At 54.0% G+C, this 17,335-nt stretch carries 14 protein-coding genes, 1 other RNA gene and 2 pseudogenes; 11 read left to right on the forward strand and 6 right to left on the reverse strand.

Going from position 1 to position 17,335, the window contains the following annotated elements; genetic code table 11:
- Positions 1 to 230: 230 nt before the first annotated feature.
- The 4 genes from ACRDCA_RS03295 to mtgA all read left to right on the forward strand — a co-directional run bounded on the left by ACRDCA_RS03295 (position 231) and on the right by mtgA (position 5,232).
- A complete protein-coding gene (locus ACRDCA_RS03295; RefSeq protein ID WP_438688285.1) occupies positions 231 to 1,157 on the forward strand; it encodes a TIGR01212 family radical SAM protein in 927 nt (308 codons plus the stop codon).
- Positions 1,158 to 1,273: 116 nt separating this feature from the next.
- On the forward strand, positions 1,274 to 3,613 hold the full coding sequence (gene arcB / locus ACRDCA_RS03300) for an aerobic respiration two-component sensor histidine kinase ArcB (protein WP_438688286.1): 2,340 nt from the start codon (positions 1,274 to 1,276) through the stop codon (positions 3,611 to 3,613).
- 237 nt (positions 3,614 to 3,850) lie between these two features.
- Positions 3,851 to 4,504: an isoprenoid biosynthesis glyoxalase ElbB gene (gene elbB / locus ACRDCA_RS03305; protein ID WP_438688287.1), complete on the forward strand. Its 654-nt coding sequence runs from the start codon at positions 3,851 to 3,853 to the stop codon at positions 4,502 to 4,504.
- A complete protein-coding gene (mtgA, locus tag ACRDCA_RS03310; RefSeq protein ID WP_438688288.1) occupies positions 4,501 to 5,232 on the forward strand; it encodes a monofunctional biosynthetic peptidoglycan transglycosylase in 732 nt (243 codons plus the stop codon). The genes elbB and mtgA overlap by 4 nt, the downstream gene beginning before the upstream one ends.
- Before the next feature lie 269 nt (positions 5,233 to 5,501).
- Here the strand turns inward: mtgA and dolP are convergent, their stop codons facing one another.
- From dolP to ACRDCA_RS03330, 4 genes are read right to left on the reverse strand one after another with little or no spacing between them, the layout of a single operon-like run.
- The gene (dolP, locus tag ACRDCA_RS03315) at positions 5,502 to 6,077 is read right to left on the reverse strand and encodes a division/outer membrane stress-associated lipid-binding lipoprotein (protein WP_025120034.1); all 576 of its coding nucleotides are present in this window, start codon (positions 6,075 to 6,077) and stop codon (positions 5,502 to 5,504) included.
- Between the two features lie 10 nt (positions 6,078 to 6,087).
- Positions 6,088 to 6,678 carry a DnaA initiator-associating protein DiaA gene (gene diaA, locus ACRDCA_RS03320; protein ID WP_025120033.1) on the reverse strand — a complete coding sequence of 197 codons (591 nt, stop codon included), beginning with the start codon at positions 6,676 to 6,678 and terminating at the stop codon, positions 6,088 to 6,090.
- A 51-nt stretch (positions 6,679 to 6,729) separates the two neighbouring features.
- Positions 6,730 to 7,083: a YraN family protein gene (locus ACRDCA_RS03325; protein ID WP_438688300.1), complete on the reverse strand. Its 354-nt coding sequence runs from the start codon at positions 7,081 to 7,083 to the stop codon at positions 6,730 to 6,732.
- Entirely contained in the window at positions 7,080 to 9,086 is a 2,007-nt protein-coding gene (locus tag ACRDCA_RS03330) for a penicillin-binding protein activator (protein ID WP_438688289.1), read from the reverse strand. The genes ACRDCA_RS03325 and ACRDCA_RS03330 overlap by 4 nt, the downstream gene beginning before the upstream one ends.
- 62 nt (positions 9,087 to 9,148) lie before the next feature.
- On the opposite strand from ACRDCA_RS03330, the gene rsmI reads away from it, so the two are divergent.
- On the forward strand, positions 9,149 to 10,018 hold the full coding sequence (gene rsmI / locus ACRDCA_RS03335; RefSeq protein WP_438688290.1) for a 16S rRNA (cytidine(1402)-2'-O)-methyltransferase: 870 nt from the start codon (positions 9,149 to 9,151) through the stop codon (positions 10,016 to 10,018).
- Between the two features lie 16 nt (positions 10,019 to 10,034).
- Here the strand turns inward: rsmI and ACRDCA_RS03340 are convergent, their stop codons facing one another.
- The gene (locus tag ACRDCA_RS03340) at positions 10,035 to 10,538 is read right to left on the reverse strand and encodes an AAA family ATPase (protein ID WP_438688291.1); all 504 of its coding nucleotides are present in this window, start codon (positions 10,536 to 10,538) and stop codon (positions 10,035 to 10,037) included.
- Between the two features lie 236 nt (positions 10,539 to 10,774).
- On the opposite strand from ACRDCA_RS03340, the gene rnpB reads away from it, so the two are divergent.
- Positions 10,775 to 11,153: RNase P RNA component class A (gene rnpB, locus ACRDCA_RS03345), an RNA gene on the forward strand.
- Between the two features lie 49 nt (positions 11,154 to 11,202).
- On the opposite strand, the gene ACRDCA_RS03350 is transcribed toward rnpB, so the two are convergent.
- Complete coding sequence (locus ACRDCA_RS03350; protein ID WP_438688292.1) at positions 11,203 to 11,904, reverse strand: pirin family protein; 702 nt, start codon at positions 11,902 to 11,904, stop codon at positions 11,203 to 11,205.
- 107 nt (positions 11,905 to 12,011) lie between these two features.
- On the opposite strand from ACRDCA_RS03350, the gene ACRDCA_RS03355 reads away from it, so the two are divergent.
- From ACRDCA_RS03355 to ACRDCA_RS03375, 5 genes and pseudogenes are all read left to right on the forward strand, one after another.
- A complete protein-coding gene (locus ACRDCA_RS03355) occupies positions 12,012 to 12,917 on the forward strand; it encodes a LysR family transcriptional regulator (protein WP_438688293.1) in 906 nt (301 codons plus the stop codon).
- A gap of 267 nt (positions 12,918 to 13,184) precedes the next feature.
- Positions 13,185 to 13,229 (forward strand): annotated as a pseudogene (locus ACRDCA_RS03360) (hypothetical protein); the annotation flags it as partial.
- Positions 13,230 to 13,285: 56 nt separating this feature from the next.
- A pseudogene (tnpB, locus tag ACRDCA_RS03365) lies at positions 13,286 to 13,421 on the forward strand (IS66 family insertion sequence element accessory protein TnpB); the annotation flags it as partial.
- 584 nt (positions 13,422 to 14,005) lie between these two features.
- On the forward strand, positions 14,006 to 14,956 hold the full coding sequence (locus ACRDCA_RS03370; protein WP_438688294.1) for an OmpA family protein: 951 nt from the start codon (positions 14,006 to 14,008) through the stop codon (positions 14,954 to 14,956).
- Between the two features lie 79 nt (positions 14,957 to 15,035).
- Positions 15,036 to 17,335 (forward strand): Ig-like domain-containing protein (locus ACRDCA_RS03375; protein ID WP_438688295.1); only part of this gene is annotated, 2,300 nt, incomplete at its 3' end.

Here is a 17,335-nt window from a genome sequence, read left to right on the forward strand (position 1 = left end):
TTATGCCTAGAGCGGCCTTTGGGGAAAAGCGTTGATCCCTGTCATCGCGGGAAAAGCCTTTTAATTATACCCTATGGAGTTCAAGTTGCAGCTAGGCGGCAAGCTTGCTCATCCCCAGGAGCTTACTTTTGGGTAAGTGACTGGGGTGTGCAAGTGCAGTCAACAACGCTGCAGCTTGAAATACGACGGGTATACATAACGGACTTTGGACACAGAGAGATTCCAAGATTATGCAGTTGCCGCAATTAGTCAATATGTTTGGTAGCGATCTTCAGCGCCGTTATGGGGAGAAGATCCACAAACTCACGCTGCACGGTGGGTTTAGCTGCCCAAACCGCGACGGCACGCTGGGGCGCGGCGGCTGCACTTTCTGCAACGTGGCTTCTTTTGCCGATGAGCAGATGCAGCAGCAAAGCATAGCGCAACAGCTGGCTATTCAGGCGCAGAAGGTTAACCGGGCCAAGCGCTATCTGGCCTATTTCCAGGCCTATACCAGCACCTATGCCGAAGTGGAACTGCTGGCCAACATGTACCAACAGGCGCTGACGCAGGCCGAGATGGTGGGCATCTGTGTTGGTACCCGGCCAGACTGCGTGCCGGAAGCGGCACTCGATCTGTTGGCTGGCTACCGCGAACAGGGCTTTGAGGTGTGGCTGGAGCTGGGGCTGCAAACCGCACACGATAAAACGCTCAAGCGCATCAACCGGGGTCACGACTTTTCCTGTTACCAGCAGACCAGCCGCCTGGCTCGTGAGCGCGGCCTGAAGGTGTGCAGCCACCTGATCGTTGGCCTGCCGGGGGAAACCCATCAACACCATCTGGCCACGTTACAAGCAGTGGCAGACAGCGGTGTTGACGGCATCAAACTGCACCCGCTGCATATCGTCACCGGGAGCACCATGGCACGGGCCTGGCAGGCGGGGCGTTTGCCTGAGCTGTCGTTGGCGGATTACGCCTTCAGCGCCGGGGAAATGATCCGCCATACGCCGAAAGCGATTATCTACCACCGCATTTCGGCCAGCGCCCGGCGGCCAACTCTGCTTGCCCCTTTATGGTGCGAAAACCGCTGGAACGGTATGCAGGCCGTTGGCGGCTATCTTCAGCAGCATGGCGGCCAGGGTTCGGCTTTGGCGGCAGACCAGCATTACCATCCTTAAAATCCCCCGTTTTTAACTGGCGATTTGCAATCCTTCCCACAGTTCACAGTAAGGTTTCTTATCTCTGCGCCTTTTTACGGTATGATTTGAGAGATTATGTCTGTAGGGAATAGCTCATGAAGCAAATCCGGGTGTTAGCCCAGTACTACGTTGATTTGATGGTAAAACTGGGGCTGGTGCGCTTTTCACTGTTGCTCGCTTCAGCGCTGGTGATACTGGCGATGGTGGTGCAGATGGCGGTCACCATGCTGCTGCGTGGTGAAGTGGAAAGCATCGATGTGGTGCGCTCCATCTTCTTCGGTTTACTGATCACCCCGTGGGCGGTTTACTTCCTTTCGGTGGTGGTAGAGCAACTGGAAGAGTCGCGCCAGCGCCTGGCCCGGCTGGTGGATAAGCTTGAGGAGATGCGTAATCGCGATCTCGCGCTGAACCAGCAGATGCAGGAGAATATCAGCCAGCTCAATCAGGAAATTGCCGACCGTATCAAGGCGGAACAAGAGCGCCAACAGGTCATGGATAAACTGACCGAAGAGATGGAGCAGCGCGAACTGGCGCAGGTGGAACTGGGCCAACAGTCGGCGTTACTGCGCTCCTTCCTCGATGCCTCCCCCGATTTGGTTTACTACCGCAACGAAGAAAAAGAGTTCTCCGGCTGCAACCGGGCGATGGAACTGCTGACTGGCAAGAGCGAAAAACAGCTGATCGGCCTGACCCCCTTTGATGTCTACAGCCAAGACATCGCCGAAAAAGTCATCGAAACCGATGAGAAAGTGTTCCGCCACAACGTCTCCCTGACCTATGAACAATGGCTGGTGTACCCGGATGGGCGCAAAGCCTGTTTTGAGCTGCGCAAGGTGCCGTTTTACGACCGCGTGGGTAAACGTCACGGGCTGATGGGTTTTGGCCGCGATATAACCGAGCGTAAGCGCTACCAGGACGCGCTGGAGAACGCCAGCAGGGACAAGACCACCTTTATCTCAACGATCAGCCACGAGCTTCGTACGCCGCTTAATGGCATTGTCGGCCTGAGCCGCATTCTGCTCGATACCGAACTGAACGACGAACAACTGAAGTATTTGAAAACCATCCACGTCAGCGCCATCACGCTGGGTAATATTTTCAACGACATCATCGAGATGGATAAACTCGAACGGCGCAAGGTCCAGTTGGACAATCAGCCGGTCGACTTTACCGGCTTCCTGGCGGATCTGGAAAACCTCTCCGGCCTGCTGGTGCAGCCGAAAGGGTTACAGTTCGTAATGGAGCCCGAGCTACCGCTGCCGCAGAAAATCATCACGGACGGGACGCGGCTGCGCCAGATCCTGTGGAACCTGATCGGCAACGCGGTGAAATTCACCCAGCAAGGCCAGATTGTGGTGCGAGTCAGGCGAGAAGGGCAGGACCAGATCGTGTTTGAGGTGGAAGACTCAGGCATGGGGATCCCGCAGGATGAGCAAGACAAGATTTTTGCCATGTATTATCAGGTCAAGGACCAGAACGGCGGGCGTCCGGCGACCGGCACCGGCATCGGTCTGGCGGTTTCCAAACGTTTGGCGCAGAGCATGGGGGGAGATATCGCTGTAAACAGCGCACAAGGGCACGGTTCTTGCTTCACTTTAACCATCAAGGCTCCGGCAGTGGAGGAAGTGGTGGATGAGGTTGAAACGGTGGAAGAAATGCCGCTACCTGCGCTGCATATCCTGCTGGTGGAAGATATCGAACTGAACGTGATTGTGGCCCGTTCGGTGCTGGAGAAGCTGGGCAACAGCGTTGCGGTGGCAATGAATGGCCGTGATGCGCTAGACATGTTCGACCCGGATGAATTCGATCTGGCCCTGTTGGACATCCAACTGCCGGATATGAGCGGGCTGGATATCGCCCGTGAACTGCGCGAGCGTTATGCTGGCCGCTCACTGCCGCCATTGATTGCGCTGACGGCTAATGTCCTGAAGGACAAGAAAGAGTACCTTGAAGCAGGCATGGACGATGTACTGAGCAAGCCGCTGTCGGTACCGGCCTTGACCAATATGATCAAACATTACTGGGATCACCAACCCCAACATACCACAAAGAAAACGGAGCAAAAGTCGATGCAGATTAATGAATCGTTGTTGGATACCGCAATGCTGGAGCAGTACATGGATCTGGTGGGGCCGCAGTTGATCCATCAGAGCCTGGCGATGTTTGAACAGGTGATGCCGGGCTATCTGGCGGTGCTGGATTCCAACATGACGGCGAAGGACGAGAAAGGGATCACCGAAGAAGGGCACAAAATCAAAGGTGCTGCTGGTTCTGTAGGGTTAAAACATCTGCAACAACTGGCTCAGCAAATCCAGACGCCAACGTTACCGGCCTGGCAAGACAACGTACAAGAGTGGGTTGATGAGTTGAAACAAGAGTGGCGCAATGATGTGGCCGTGCTGCGTGCCTGGGTTGAGAACGCTGAAAAAAAATGACCCCAGCCGAGGCCGGGGTGCGCGAATATTGCGCCAACACCAGGGAAATCATTAACCTGCGTATTGGTTTTTAGCGTTCTGGTAGAGCAGGTGTTACTAAATTCGTATACATCATACAGCGAACAACATACCAAATGTAAGCGCTCTTGTTAGAAGAATCATTAAAATATGTGATGTAGTTAGTATTTGTCGCCTCTGGGCCTGCCTTTGCTGGCGGTCCTGGCCGGGAGAATAACGATGAAACAGGTAGCTGTAGTGCTGAGTGGTTGTGGTGTTTATGACGGTGCAGAAATCCATGAGGCGGTTCTCACCTTGCTGGCTCTGGACCGTGCCGGTGCGCAAGCGGTGTGTTTTGCGCCGGATAAGTCACAACTGCATGTAATTAATCACTTATCTGGCGAAGAAATGCCAGAAAGCCGTAACATTTTGCTGGAGTCGGCCCGTATCACTCGTGGCAACATTCGGCCGCTTTCGCAGGCCGATGCCGGGCAACTCGATGCCCTGATTGTGCCAGGTGGATTTGGCGCTGCGAAGAATCTGAGCAGTTTTGCCACGCAAGGTGCTGAATGTTCAGTCGATCCAGAGCTGTCTAAGCTTATTCGAGAAATGCATAAGCTAAACAAACCAATAGGGTTTATGTGCATTGCTCCCGCCCTGTTGCCGAAAGTGATCGATCAACCGTTGCGTTTGACCATTGGTAACGATCCCGATCTGGGTGAAGTGATCGATGCCATGGGCGGTGAGCCGGTGATTTGCCCGGTGGATGACATCGTGGTGGATATTGAAAACAAGGTCGTCACGACCCCGGCCTACATGTTGGCCCAGTCGATCGGCGAGGCGGCGCGGGGCATTGATAAGCTGGTTTCACGGGTGCTGGATTTGGTGGAATGATAAGGTTTTCACGTAAATCGTGGATGGGTCGCCTGTGGTGCTGGTTTAAACGTGGCGTGATTGCGGTTGTTGGCTTGTGGCTGATGGGCATCATCCTGTTCGCTTTTCTGCCGGTGCCGTTTTCTGCCGTGATGGTAGAGCGGCAAATCGGTGCCTGGCTGAGCGGTGATTTCGGCTACGTGGCGCATTCCGACTGGGTGGCGATGGATGATATAGCCCCTTCGATGGCCCTGGCGGTGATGGCGGCAGAAGATCAGAAATTTCCCGATCACTGGGGATTCGATATTGCGGCCATTGAAAAGGCGCTCAGCCATAATGAAAAGCGGCCAACGCGCATTCGCGGTGCTTCTACGCTTTCCCAGCAAACGGCCAAGAATCTGTTTTTGTGGGATGGGCGCAGTTGGCTGCGTAAAGGATTTGAAGCCGGGCTGACGGCGGGGATTGAGCTGGTGTGGACCAAACGGCGGATTTTGACGGTGTACCTGAATATCGTCGAATTCGGTGACGGTATCTTCGGCGTGGAAGCGGCTGCCCAACATTTTTTCCACAAGCCGGCAAGCCGCCTGACGGCGTCTGAAGCGGCCCTGCTGGCGGCGGTGCTGCCTAATCCACATCGTTACAAGGCCGGTGCCCCTTCGGGATACGTGGTTCAACGCCAACAATGGATTATGCGCCAGATGCGCCAGTTGGGTGGGGACGGTTTTCTTAAGGCTAATGGGTTGGATTGATGGTTTTCCTCTCCCACAGGGCGAGGGAGCTGAACTGCTAGCAAATCTGTGCAACTTCGGAAGTTAGGAAATAGCGCAGAACAATCAATGAACTCGATCGTTCCCCTCTCCAACAGGGCGAGGGAGCTGAACTGCTAGCAGATCTGTGCGACTTCGGAAGTTAGGAAATAACGCAGAACAATCAACGAACTCGATCGGTCCCCTCTCCCTGTGGGAGAGGGTTAGGGTGAGGGCACCAGACAGCGCCGATCCCACCCATACTTCAGAGATTATTTAACGTAGGTAAACGCCGTCGTCACGTGCTTCACGCCGCTAACCTGGCTGGCGATCTGCGCCGCAGACTGGCCTTCCTGCTGAGTCACCAGACCTAACAAGAACACCTCGCCATTTTCGGTCGTCACTTTTACGTTGGAAGATTTGACCGTATCGCTGGTCAGGATCTGTGAACGTACCTTGGTGGTGATCCAGGTATCGGAAGAAGCCGTACCCAGGCTAACCGGCGTGCCTTGGCGGATCTCGTTATACACCTCAACGGCCCCATCGACGCCAAGCGCGATCTGTTTCGCCCGGCTGGCGAGTTCGGTGCTAGGCGCCTGGCCGGTCAGCAGCACTTTGCCCTGATAGGCCGTTGCCACAACACGGGCTTCTTTCTTCAATTGCTGATCTTTGCCAATGGCATTTTCAACCCGGGCTTCCAGGGTGCCGTCGTCGACCTGTGTTCCTACGGTACGTGGATCGGTCGCCGTCTTGGTGGCAACGGCGGCGCTGCCAACGACAACGCCCGCGACGCAGCCTTGTAACAGTAGGGCGCTGAACAGCACTGCAAATGTGGCTCTTAGCTTCATCTCAGTTCCTTTAATCATCCTGGTGGGGGAACAATGTGTTATCAATCAGGTCGCATAGGCAATTGACGGTAAGCATATGCATCTCCTGAATGCGTGCACTGCGGTGAGAGGGAATACGTATCTCCACATCCTGCTGGCCGAGTAAACCCGCCAGCTCTCCGCCATCGTAGCCGGTAAGCGCAACAATGGTCATATCACGCGTTACCGCAGCTTCGACCGCTTTCACAATATCACGGCTATTGCCGCGGGTGGAAATTGCCAGCAGCACGTCACCGGCATGGCCGAGCGCCCGCACCTGTTTGGCATACATTTCATCATGCAGGCGATCGTTGCCGATGGCGGTCAGTACCACGTTATCGGCGTTCAGCGCGATCGCGGGCAGGCTGGGGCGTTCGGTTTCAAAACGGTTGATCATACAGGCGGCAAAATGCTGGGCATTGGCCGCCGAGGTGCCGTTACCACAGCAGAGGATCTTGTTGCCGTTCAATAACGATTGAACCAGGGTCATCGCGGCACGGGATATCGCGTCAGGTAAGGCTTCCGCCGCCGCAATCTGGGTTTGGATACTCTCGGTAAAACAGACTTTGATTCTATCCAGCACGTTGTTTTAATCCACTAGGTCAAAGGGCCGGTATAGACCGGTAAACAGGGTTTAATCCGCATTGAAGGCATTGGGTATCCATTCTAACTGGCTACCGGTAATGGCTAAAACATCAAAACGGCAAGATGATGTGTCAAAACTGGCTCCTCGCCCCGCCAGCCAAACGGCGGCGGCATGCAGCAATCGCCGTTGCTTGCGGTAAGTTACACTGGCCGCTGCGTCACCAAAGGTGGCATTGCGGCGGTAACGGACCTCGACGAACACCCAGGTTTGACCATCACGCATGATGAGATCGAGCTCACCTCCACGTACCGCCACGTTGGCGGCGGTGAAGGTAAGCCCGGCGCGCTCGAGGTATTGGCGGGCCAGGTTCTCATAGCCCGCTCCCTTGGCGCGTTGGCTCAGGAGACCGGAACGACCGAGCCCTGGCGGTATTGCAGCCAAGTCAGTTTCCTGGTGATCACACAGTTAGGTGATGATGTCAGCAAGCCGGTGGTTCCTGAAACCTGGAATCCTGGCAACTGGCGCATTTGAGCAAAGTGATTGGCCAATGTCCAGGCATCCATCCCCATGGCGTAGAGACGCACCAGGGAATAGTCGTTGCGGAATTTGGCGGTGGCTTGCTGTTGCAACTGTGGATTGGCCCCTGCCAGCAGAGGAATATCGCTGAATTGCAGGCCTTCCATTTCCAGACGGAAGTCCGGGCCGGCACCGGCCTGATAGCTGCGTGAGCTGGCAAACATGGCGGGTTTGCTACGAGAACTGGTGGTCATGTCGATCATCGGCTTGATTAGCGTCAGTTGGGCCTGCGTGGCGACGATATACACCGAGTCCACACTGCCACCGGTAGCCGCTGGAATATCGCTTGGTGGCGCAGGGATCGTCAAACCCGCAATAGTCACCGACTGTTGCGCTGGAGCCTGTGAGGCCACCGGAGTGCCGCTCATGCGGATCCCACCGCTGTTGACCATCTGGCGTAATTCACCGGCAGAACCAATACCTTGTTGCAATACGGTCTGGCCACCCAGTTTCTGCCACTCTTCGGTGAAGGCTTTGGCAATGCGATCGCCAAACGCGCCGCGTGGCAGCAGCAGTAACGGCTGGCGCTTTTGCTGTTCCCAGATATGGCGGGCGGCATCGCGGGCTTCGTCTTCTGGCGACAGGGCGAAGTAACAGATATTCGGGCTGTCCTTCGGCTGCTCAGGCTGGTTGAGTGCCAGCACGTTCAGCGTGGTGGACGTGCTGGCCAGTTGATCGACTTCGGCCTTCAAGAGCGGGCCGACGATCAGGGTTGCGCCATCCTGCTGGGCCTGAGCCAACAGCGCTGGCAGAGGTTGGCTGGTGGTATCGTACACTTTCACTTGCCCACCGGTTGCCGGGGCTGGAGTCACCGGCGCTGGAGCCGCTGGCTGCACCGCGACGGCCTCAGTCGCATCCGCCACAGGTGCCGAAGTGCTGACGGCGCCGTTAGCATTGTCTGGCGATGCCGCAATACTCTGGTCTGGATTACTGACGGGTTGCTGTGCCGGAACCGGCGCGGCGATGGCTATGCCACTCTGTGCCGCGTTAAAGCCCTGCTGGATCGCATCGGCAAACACCTTGGCCTGGCCGTTCAGCGGCAGCAACAGGGCGATATGCGAGGTCGACGCCTGGGTGAAGTTCAGCACCTGATTCAACTGGGTTGGCAGGCTTTTTGCCGCCGGATTCTGCGGATAGCGGTTCTGCCAGTCTTTGATCCCGGCTTTCAGCAGCTCGGGATCCTGACGGTTGTCCTGATAGACACGGAGCAGATCCAGCCAGCCTTGCAACACGTTTTCGTTGGCGTTAATCACCAGGCTGTTCATGTCGGCCGGTTTCAGGCCAAGCAGCGTCTGCCAGGTTTTGTCCAGGTTATCCTGATGAGCCTGGGCGCTAAGCAACGGCTCCTGGGCGATATAGGCACGGATCAGTGGCAGAGAGGCTTGGCCCTGGTTAGCCGCGATCTGTGCCTGATACAGGCGAACCAGCTGATTAGGTGACAGCGCGCCGCTGTCTATTTTGTTCAGCGCATCACGGGCTGCGCCTAAATTCTTGTTGGCCACCTGCAGTTCAGCGCTCAATAGTTGGCGCTCTTGCTGTTGTGTCCCCGTCAGGTCTTGCGGCAGCGAACTCAGTTGCTCGGCGGCCTGCGGCAGCTTGCCTTCGCGAGTTAATGCGCGAATAGCAAGTAATTGCCAGTCAGCCTTGTTATTATCGCTGCTTTGCTGCAACTGCTGCAGATAGTAATCAGAGTTGGCACTGGCTTCGTCCTGGATATTTGAGGGCGGAGTCTGCGTAACCTGACTTGGACAACCAGCTAACAACAGGGCTGCCAGTACAACAGGCACTAATCGCCCTGCTTTGGTACGAAGGAATGTTGAGGAAAGCATACTGTATCCAGTGATGTTTTTTTCAAGATGCTCAATATTAAATCGGCAATCCGGATGAAACAATGAATCAACACCAACAATCAGTTATTTCTGCATCAACGCTGTACGTGGTGCCCACCCCCATCGGCAACCTGGGGGACATGACGCATCGGGCAATAGAGGTACTGAAGAGCGTGGATCTGATTGCGGCGGAAGATACGCGCCATACCGGGTTGCTGCTGCAACACTTTGCTATTAGCGCGCGGTTGTTTGCGCTGCACGACCATAACGAACAGCAGAAGGCGGACCAACTGCTGGCAAAACTGCAGGAAGGCCAGAGCATAGCATTGGTCAGTGACGCAGGCACGCCACTGATTAACGATCCGGGTTACCACCTGGTGCGCCGTTGCCGTGAAGCGGGGATCCGCGTCGTGCCGCTGCCGGGCGCCTGTGCTGCCACCACCGCGCTGTGTGCCGCCGGTGTGGCTTCCGACCGTTTTTGCTACGAAGGCTTCCTGCCAGCAAAAACCAAAGGCCGTAAGGATACCCTGCTGGCGCTGGCAGAGGAACCGCGAACGCTGATTTTCTATGAATCTACCCACCGTTTGTTGGAAAGTTTGCAGGACATGGTCACCGTATGGGGGCCGCAGCGCTATGTGGTGCTGGCGCGTGAGCTGACCAAAACCTGGGAATCGATTCACGGTGCCCCGGTCGGAGAACTGCTGGCATGGGTACTGGAGGATGAAATGCGCCGCAGGGGGGAGATGGTGCTGATTGTGGAAGGGCACAAGGCGCAGGAAGACGATTTACCGCTCGAAGCGTTGCGCACCCTGGCCCTGCTGCAAAAAGAGCTGCCGCTGAAAAAGGCGGCGGCGTTAACCGCAGAGATCCACGGCGTAAAGAAAAATGCACTGTATAAACATGCGCTGGAGCAGCAGGAGTTGGCAGACTGAACCCCAGCGCGATGGCTTAACCATAGCGAATGATGTTGAAGCCTTCCTGAGCGGTCGGTTTGACAAAATGTTGGGTGATGAGATCAAACTGCGCATCGGTCGCGGCAAAGTCATGAGTGCCCGACTGGTTGCGGGCATGTAGCCTGGCCTTGCAGACCTCGTCGGGCACGTCGAGATAATGCAGTTGGTGCTGGGTTCCCGACTCGCGGATGATGTCCATCATCCATGCACGGTTGGCTACGGTGTTAGCCGGGAAATCCAGGATCAGAGTCACTCCGGCTTTAAGCAGCGCGACCACATGGGGCTGGATGGCATTTTTCAGCTTGGCAGAGCAACGAACGTAGTCGGCAACCGACTGCATCTCGTTGGCGTAGAGCCGAGCAAGCCACTGGTCTTCCGCGATGGCTACACTGCCTGGTTGGTTTGCCAGCTTGGCTGAAAGGGTCGATTTTCCTGACGCGATCTTTCCGCATAACAGATGCAGGGTGGGTTTTGCTGTTTCATGGGGCGAACTGGACATGATTAACCTCACTGGAGTGATACCGGTAAGGCCCGCCTTACCGGCGGGAACAAACTGACGAGCGTCATCCCACCTGGGTTGGCAAGCGGTAAATAATAATCTCGTCGCAAATCAGAGCTAAAGGTCCTGGAGTCATGTAGCCAAGCTAGCATATCTGTTGGCCGCCCCCATAGATCTGTTTTCCATTCCCCCTAAAACGGTTGACCTACTGCAACCACAACGCTACTATCCGCGCCGGAGTTGACCAGACAGTCGCCGCTTCATTGCCGTCCTCTTCGGGGGAGACAGATGGAGGGGAGGAAAGTCCGGGCTCCATAGGGCAGGGTGCCAGGTAACGCCTGGGAGGCGCAAGCCTACGACTAGTGCAACAGAGAGCAAACCGCCGATGGCCCGCGCAAGCGGGATCAGGTAAGGGTGAAAGGGTGCGGTAAGAGCGCACCGCGCGACTGGCAACAGTTCGTGGCACGGTAAACTCCACCCGGAGCAAGGCCAAATAGGGGTTCGCATGGTACGGCCCGTACTGAACCCGGGTAGGCTGCTTGAGCCAGTGAGCGATTGCTGGCCTAGAGGAATGACTGTCCACGACAGAACCCGGCTTACCGGTCAGCTCCCTCTATACAGATAACCCCGCGTGACGAGAGTCGCGCGGGGTTTTTCTTTTTTGTCAGATCGGCAAATCAATCAGCAATGCACGTAACGGCGCTTTGGCCTGGATGGTGAGGCGGTTTTCTTCGCGGATAAACGCACCGTCACCACAGGTCAGGCGTTGGCTGTCATTATGTTCGCCATTCACTTCGACGGTGCCGTGGATCGATTGCAGGTAGGCGCGTGGCCCGTGCAGGTTCAGCGTCTGCTGTGCACCTGCAGGCAAGTTCAAATGATGGATCCAGACCTGCTGGCGCAGTTGCAGGCTGCCCTGGCTACCATCTGGCGAAGCCAGCAGCGTATAGGGCTGTTCTGCCAGGCTCAGGCGCTGCACGCGCTCGTTACTGCGCTCTGGGCAGGCATCCAGCCACAGCTGCATCCGTGTTAGTGGCGTGGTGCTGCTGACGTTCTGTTCGCTATAGCTTAGCCCCGTCTGCGTAGCCAGCAACAGCGCTTCCCCAGCCGCTGCGCGCACGGTGTTGCCGTCGCTGTCCCGGTATTCGGCTTCGCCCTGCAAGATCAGATTCAGGATATCCACGTTGGGATAGGCGCGTGGCTGGAAGGCGGCACCCGGTGCCAATACCTCCTGATTGAGCACCCGCAACGAGGCGTAGCCCATCAGCTTGGGATCAAAATAGTGGCCAAAGGAAAAGGTATAACGAGCCTGTAGCCAACCAAAGTCAGCTTGCCCGCATTGTTGTGCTGTTCTGCATGTGATCATGGCAATCGGCTCTCAAAATTCATTATCCTGATGGTAAGCATCTGGACGCCGGATTGTTAGCCAGTTAATCTGGTCGGAATATTCAAATTTCCTGAAAGAGAGTTTCGATGGCCAGAGATCGGGCGTTAACGCTTGAAGCGCTTAGGGTAATGGATGCGATCGACCGCCGTGGCAGCTTTGCCGCCGCCGCCGATGAGCTGGGGCGAGTGCCTTCGGCGCTCAGCTACACCATGCAAAAATTGGAAGAAGAACTGGATGTGGTGTTGTTTGACCGCTCCGGGCATCGCACCAAATTCACCAACGTGGGACGCATGCTGCTTGAGCGTGGCCGCGTACTGCTCGAGGCAGCGGACAAGCTGACGACCGATGCAGAGGCATTGGCGCGGGGATGGGAAACCCATCTCACCATCGTCAGCGAAGCGCTATCCCCTGCCTACAAGCTGTTTCCGCTGGTCGATAAACTGGCGTTGAAGGCCAATACCCAGGTGTCGATCTTTACCGAGGTGTTGGCCGGGGCGTGGGAGCGCCTGGAGCAGGGCCGGGCCGACATCGTGATTGCGCCGGATATGCACTTTCGTGCCTCTTCTGAAATCAATACCCGTAAGCTGTACAAGGTGATGAGCGTGTACGTTGCCGCGCCGGAGCATCCGATCCATCTGGAACCGGAGCCGCTGTCTGAACTGACCCGGGTTAAATACCGTGGGATTGCGGTGGCGGACACCGCGCGTGAGCGGCCGGTGTTGACGGTACAACTGCTGGATAAACAGCAACGTCTGACGGTGAGTACCATTGAGGACAAGCGCCGTGCTTTGCTGGCCGGGCTAGGGGTGGCCACCATGCCTTATCAGATGGTGGAGAAGGATATCGAGCAGGGGCGTTTGCGCGTAGTGGGGCCGGAATACAGCCGTGAGGCGGACATTATCATGGCCTGGCGGCGCGACAGCATGGGCGAGGCCAAGTCCTGGTTCCTGCGCGAGATCCCGCGTCTGTTTGCACGCCAGGAAAATCAGTAACTGCCCCCTAACCCTCTCCCACAGGGAGAGGAGACCGATCGAGTTCGCTATTGATTGCTGAAGTTTGCCTGTGCACAGTGCCATTTTGTTGTCGATTACGGCACCGTTGCAGCTCCTTCACCTTTTGGGAGAAGGTTGGGATGAGGGGAAACAGCGATTGCAGCCCTTCAGACGTACTACAAAATCGTAAGCGTTCGATGATCTCATCTTGTTAGCGAAACATTGCTATTGCATGCTGACCTCAGTCAATACAACCAATGAGGTGAAATATGGCAACGCCATCTCGACGCCTGGCAACAGAGCGGATTAATTAAAAAGTGCTATTGTCAGCAACACGATTTAAACCCGGCCACCTGCACCAAACTTGGCAGGGGGGAAGCCGCTTTTGTCTTCTGCAACAAGGCATGCTCGCGCATCAAACTCCTGCGCTGGGACAAGCACGGCGTTTGGCTGTGTCTTCGTCGTCTTCATCAGGGCCACTTTATCTGGCCCAGGCAAGGTGATGTCGCCTAGCTTTATCAGCAGTCCGAGCTGCTTTTAAGAATATTCTTTATTTTTTTGCTTAACTATCCAGTCACAAGAGTCCGTTTTTTGACCTTTCCAATTTTATAATGTTCTTATCGTTCTCCTGCTTAAATTCTTTTATTTTTTAATTGAATAGTGATTTTATCATGTAGTGGTTCCGTCTGCGCTGGTTTAAATTTCTTGAGATTCTTCTTATTGATAATGAACAGTAATCCCATTAAATAAACTTACTCATTATTTATATCCTGTTGACAATAATTTTGGCCTTTAATAAATTCGATGCGAAATGGGTATTGGTCATTTTTTTTAGCGTGAAGTGAAGGGGGGCTGGATGTGATTAATTATTTTTGTAAAGAGTTTGTTGTTATCCGAACCGTTGCAGATGCGGAGGTTTAATTATTGAGAAGCATTCTGTGAGTAGGGGGGAAGGTAAAATATAACTTTGATTGCAAAGTAAATTTAGTTCGCGGATTTGTTTAGAACTTTCACCTGTAAAGATAAAGAAACATTACGGTGATAGGACGAGTGGTAGCTTATATAAACTTCAACTAAAGGATTAGTGTATGATTTTATCGAAAACGAAACAATTAACTATATTAATCATATTCTTATTTGTTGCGTGCTCAGTACTTTTAGGCTTTTTCCCTGTATACGCTAATGGAACAAAAACGACGTGGATCATGGATGTCCCGGCTACTCAAAATCAATGGGAGCCAGAGAGCGCGAGCGCGCGCGTAGTGGTTTTTCGCCTGCAAAGAGAAAATGATAAAACTCAGCCGATAAATATATTTGTGAATAAACAATACCATGCGAGTTTGCTTTCGGAGCACCAAGCCGCCGGATTTTCTGTTTGTCCTGGTAACATTTCGTTACTCGCCCTTCTAGGTGACCAGAAAAATTTTGCAGTTGCCTATGAACGGAATGACATAATCAATTCTCCTGATTTGCAGGCAGGGAATGTCTATTTTTACCAGGTAGTGATTGACGATGATAATCAAGTCTTGGGGCGTTGGGTTGATGCTGAACAAGCAATGAAATATGTAAAAAATATTAAGGTTCAGTATCACACGGTTTCTCGTTTAACAAGCAAGATGAATTGTCCTTCGAGTGTTTATAATATTAGTGCCTCTACGCTATTTAAACTTGACCGTTCTGATGAAAAAGGATTACTACCTGGCGCTGCCGCTAACCTGAAATCTCTGGCTACGCAAATCTCATTTGATTTTGAAACCATTAACGAAATTGTTGTGAATGGTTACGCGGATCCAATGGGTAACGCGAGTCATAACATGATGTTATCTGAACAAAGGGCCAGCACCGTTGTTAATCAACTGCTCTCAACTGGGTTACCGGTAGACACCATTCGTTTCCAGGGGCTTGGGAGCTCAAAACCAGTGGTTGCTGATTGTAAAGGAAAATTCAGCAACCGTGCAGACATTATTGAGTGTAATCAGCCAAATAGACGCGTTGAGGTAGAAGTCTATGGAATTAAAAGAAGTCATAAAGGGAAGTAACAAAGGTTAATTAAATAGCCGTCACTGGTTAATAAGCTGTTTACACATAATAATGTTGTGAGTACGTAAGGAACAAAAAATGGAAACCATAGTAAAAGTAAATGTTAGAGGGGTGAAGGGAATTCTATCTTCTCATGAGGTAGATACGGCTAATGCCGTCACCACGATAAAAGTTCCTTCGAATGGTGAGTTTAATATTGAGTTATTAGATATAAATACCGGTCGCGCACCGCAAGTGGTGATGACCAAAAGAGTTGGTAAGAACTTGGTTCTTATCTTCGATGAGGATGAAAATAAGTCTGCGGACATCATCCTTGAGGGTTATTATGAAAATGAAGACGTTCATTTAATCGGCCTGGCTGAAAATGGGCAATATTTTGAATATGTTCCCACCACGGGTGATGTGAACGATTATACGCCTCTTCTTGCTGACGGTAACGTCAGCGAAGTTGTTTTAGGGGGAGAGGGGTCAGCAATTGCTGATCCAGTCGCTAACAGCAATAATTTTGCCTGGTTGCCCTTCTTGTTATTTGGGGCGGGTGCTGTTGGCGTCGCTGGCGCTGCTTATGCTTTAAGCAATGAAAATGAAGACAGTCGATCTCCAGATCCTGCATTGAAAGTAGTGATCCATCCTGTCATGGATGCTGATAAAGATGGGCGCCCGGAAATTTCAGGTACTTCATCCAGCCCTGATTCAAAAGTGCTTATCACTTTGCCTGATGGTTCAACTATTATTACCCAGACTGATGCGAATGGTAATTGGTCTATTGAAGCACCATCCTCACAACCAAACGGAACGATTACCGTTACGGTGACGGATCCCAATGGTAATTCTGGTACTGCAGTAGAGAATTTTAAAGATTCCACGGCACCAGATGCGCCAAGCGTGACGGTGAATGATGATAATCGTCTGGCTGGTAGCGCTGAACCCGGCTCAACGATCAGCGTTACCGATCCCAAAACGGGAGATACAACGACTGTTATCACAGATAACAACGGTAACTGGAGCATCGAACCAAACCCTGTAGAAGAAGGGGGTAACGATGTTTCCATTGTTGCAAAAGATCCTGCGGGCAATGTTTCTCCCCCAACCTACATTAATCGTCCTGATACTACCGCACCTGATAACTCTGCATCAGGCGTTATTGCTGGTTCTATCTCCTTGACTGACGATGTTGAGCCAGGCACTGGGATCATTAAAGATGGCAGTATCACTAACGATACACGTCCTACCTATGCTGGCAAGGCCACAGCGGATATCGATCATGTCAATATCTACGATAATGGGGTTCTGATTGGTCGCGCCCCGGTAAACGGTGATGGCACTTGGAGCTACACGCCAACAACCAGCTTTAACGAAGGCTCCAGCCATCAGTACACGGTGGCAGCGGTAGACAAAGCCGGTAACGAAGGTCCGCAGATAAGTGGCACGGATGATGCCGGTTGGAATTTTACAGTTGACAGTACTGCTCCTGATAATAAAACCTCCGGCATTGTGAGTGACAGTATCAGCCTGACCGACGATCTCGCCCCGGTAACTGGCATGATCCCCGATAATGGGACAACGGATGATGCCCGTCCCACCTATGCAGGCCGGGCCACAGCGGATATCGATCATGTGAATATCTACGATAACGGGGTTCAGATCGCTAGCGCTCTGGTAAACGGTGATGGCACTTGGAGCTACACGCCAACAACCAGCTTTAATGAAGGCTCCAGCCATCAGTACACGGTGGCAGCGGTAGACAAAGCCGGTAACGAAGGTCCGCAGATAAGTGGTACGGATGATGCCGGTTGGAATTTTACGATTGATGCTACCGTTCCAGACAACCTCACCTCCGGTATCGTGGGCGGCAGCCTCAGCCTGATGGACGATGTCGGCCCGGTCACCGGGCTGATCGGTGACGGCAGCAGCACCAATGACAGCCGGCCCACCTATGCCGGCCAGGCCACGGCAGATATCGCCTACGTCAACATCTACGACAACGGCACGCTGGTCGGCAGTGCCGCCGTGGCGGCCGATGGCCGCTGGTCCTACACCCCGGACAGCGAGCTGGCAGAAGGCTCAAGCCACGAATACAGCGTGGCGGCGGTGGACGGCGCCGGTAACGAAGGGCCGCAGGTGAGCGGGACCGCCGATGCGGGCTGGAGCTTCACCGTGGACAGCACTGCCCCGGGCACGGCAGTGTTTGAACCGGGCAGCATCACGCTGATCGACGATATCGGGCCGGTTCAGGGCGCGATCGCCGACGGCGGTATCACAGACGACGCGCAGCCGACGTATACCGGGCGGATCAACGCTGACGGCCTGGCCGAGGGGGTGGTCAGCGTCAACGTCTACAACAACGGCACCCTGATGGGCAGTACTGCGGTGGATCA

This window comes from Serratia sp. (in: enterobacteria) (assembly GCF_051654945.1).
Taxonomy (GTDB): Bacteria; Pseudomonadota; Gammaproteobacteria; order Enterobacterales; family Enterobacteriaceae; genus Chania.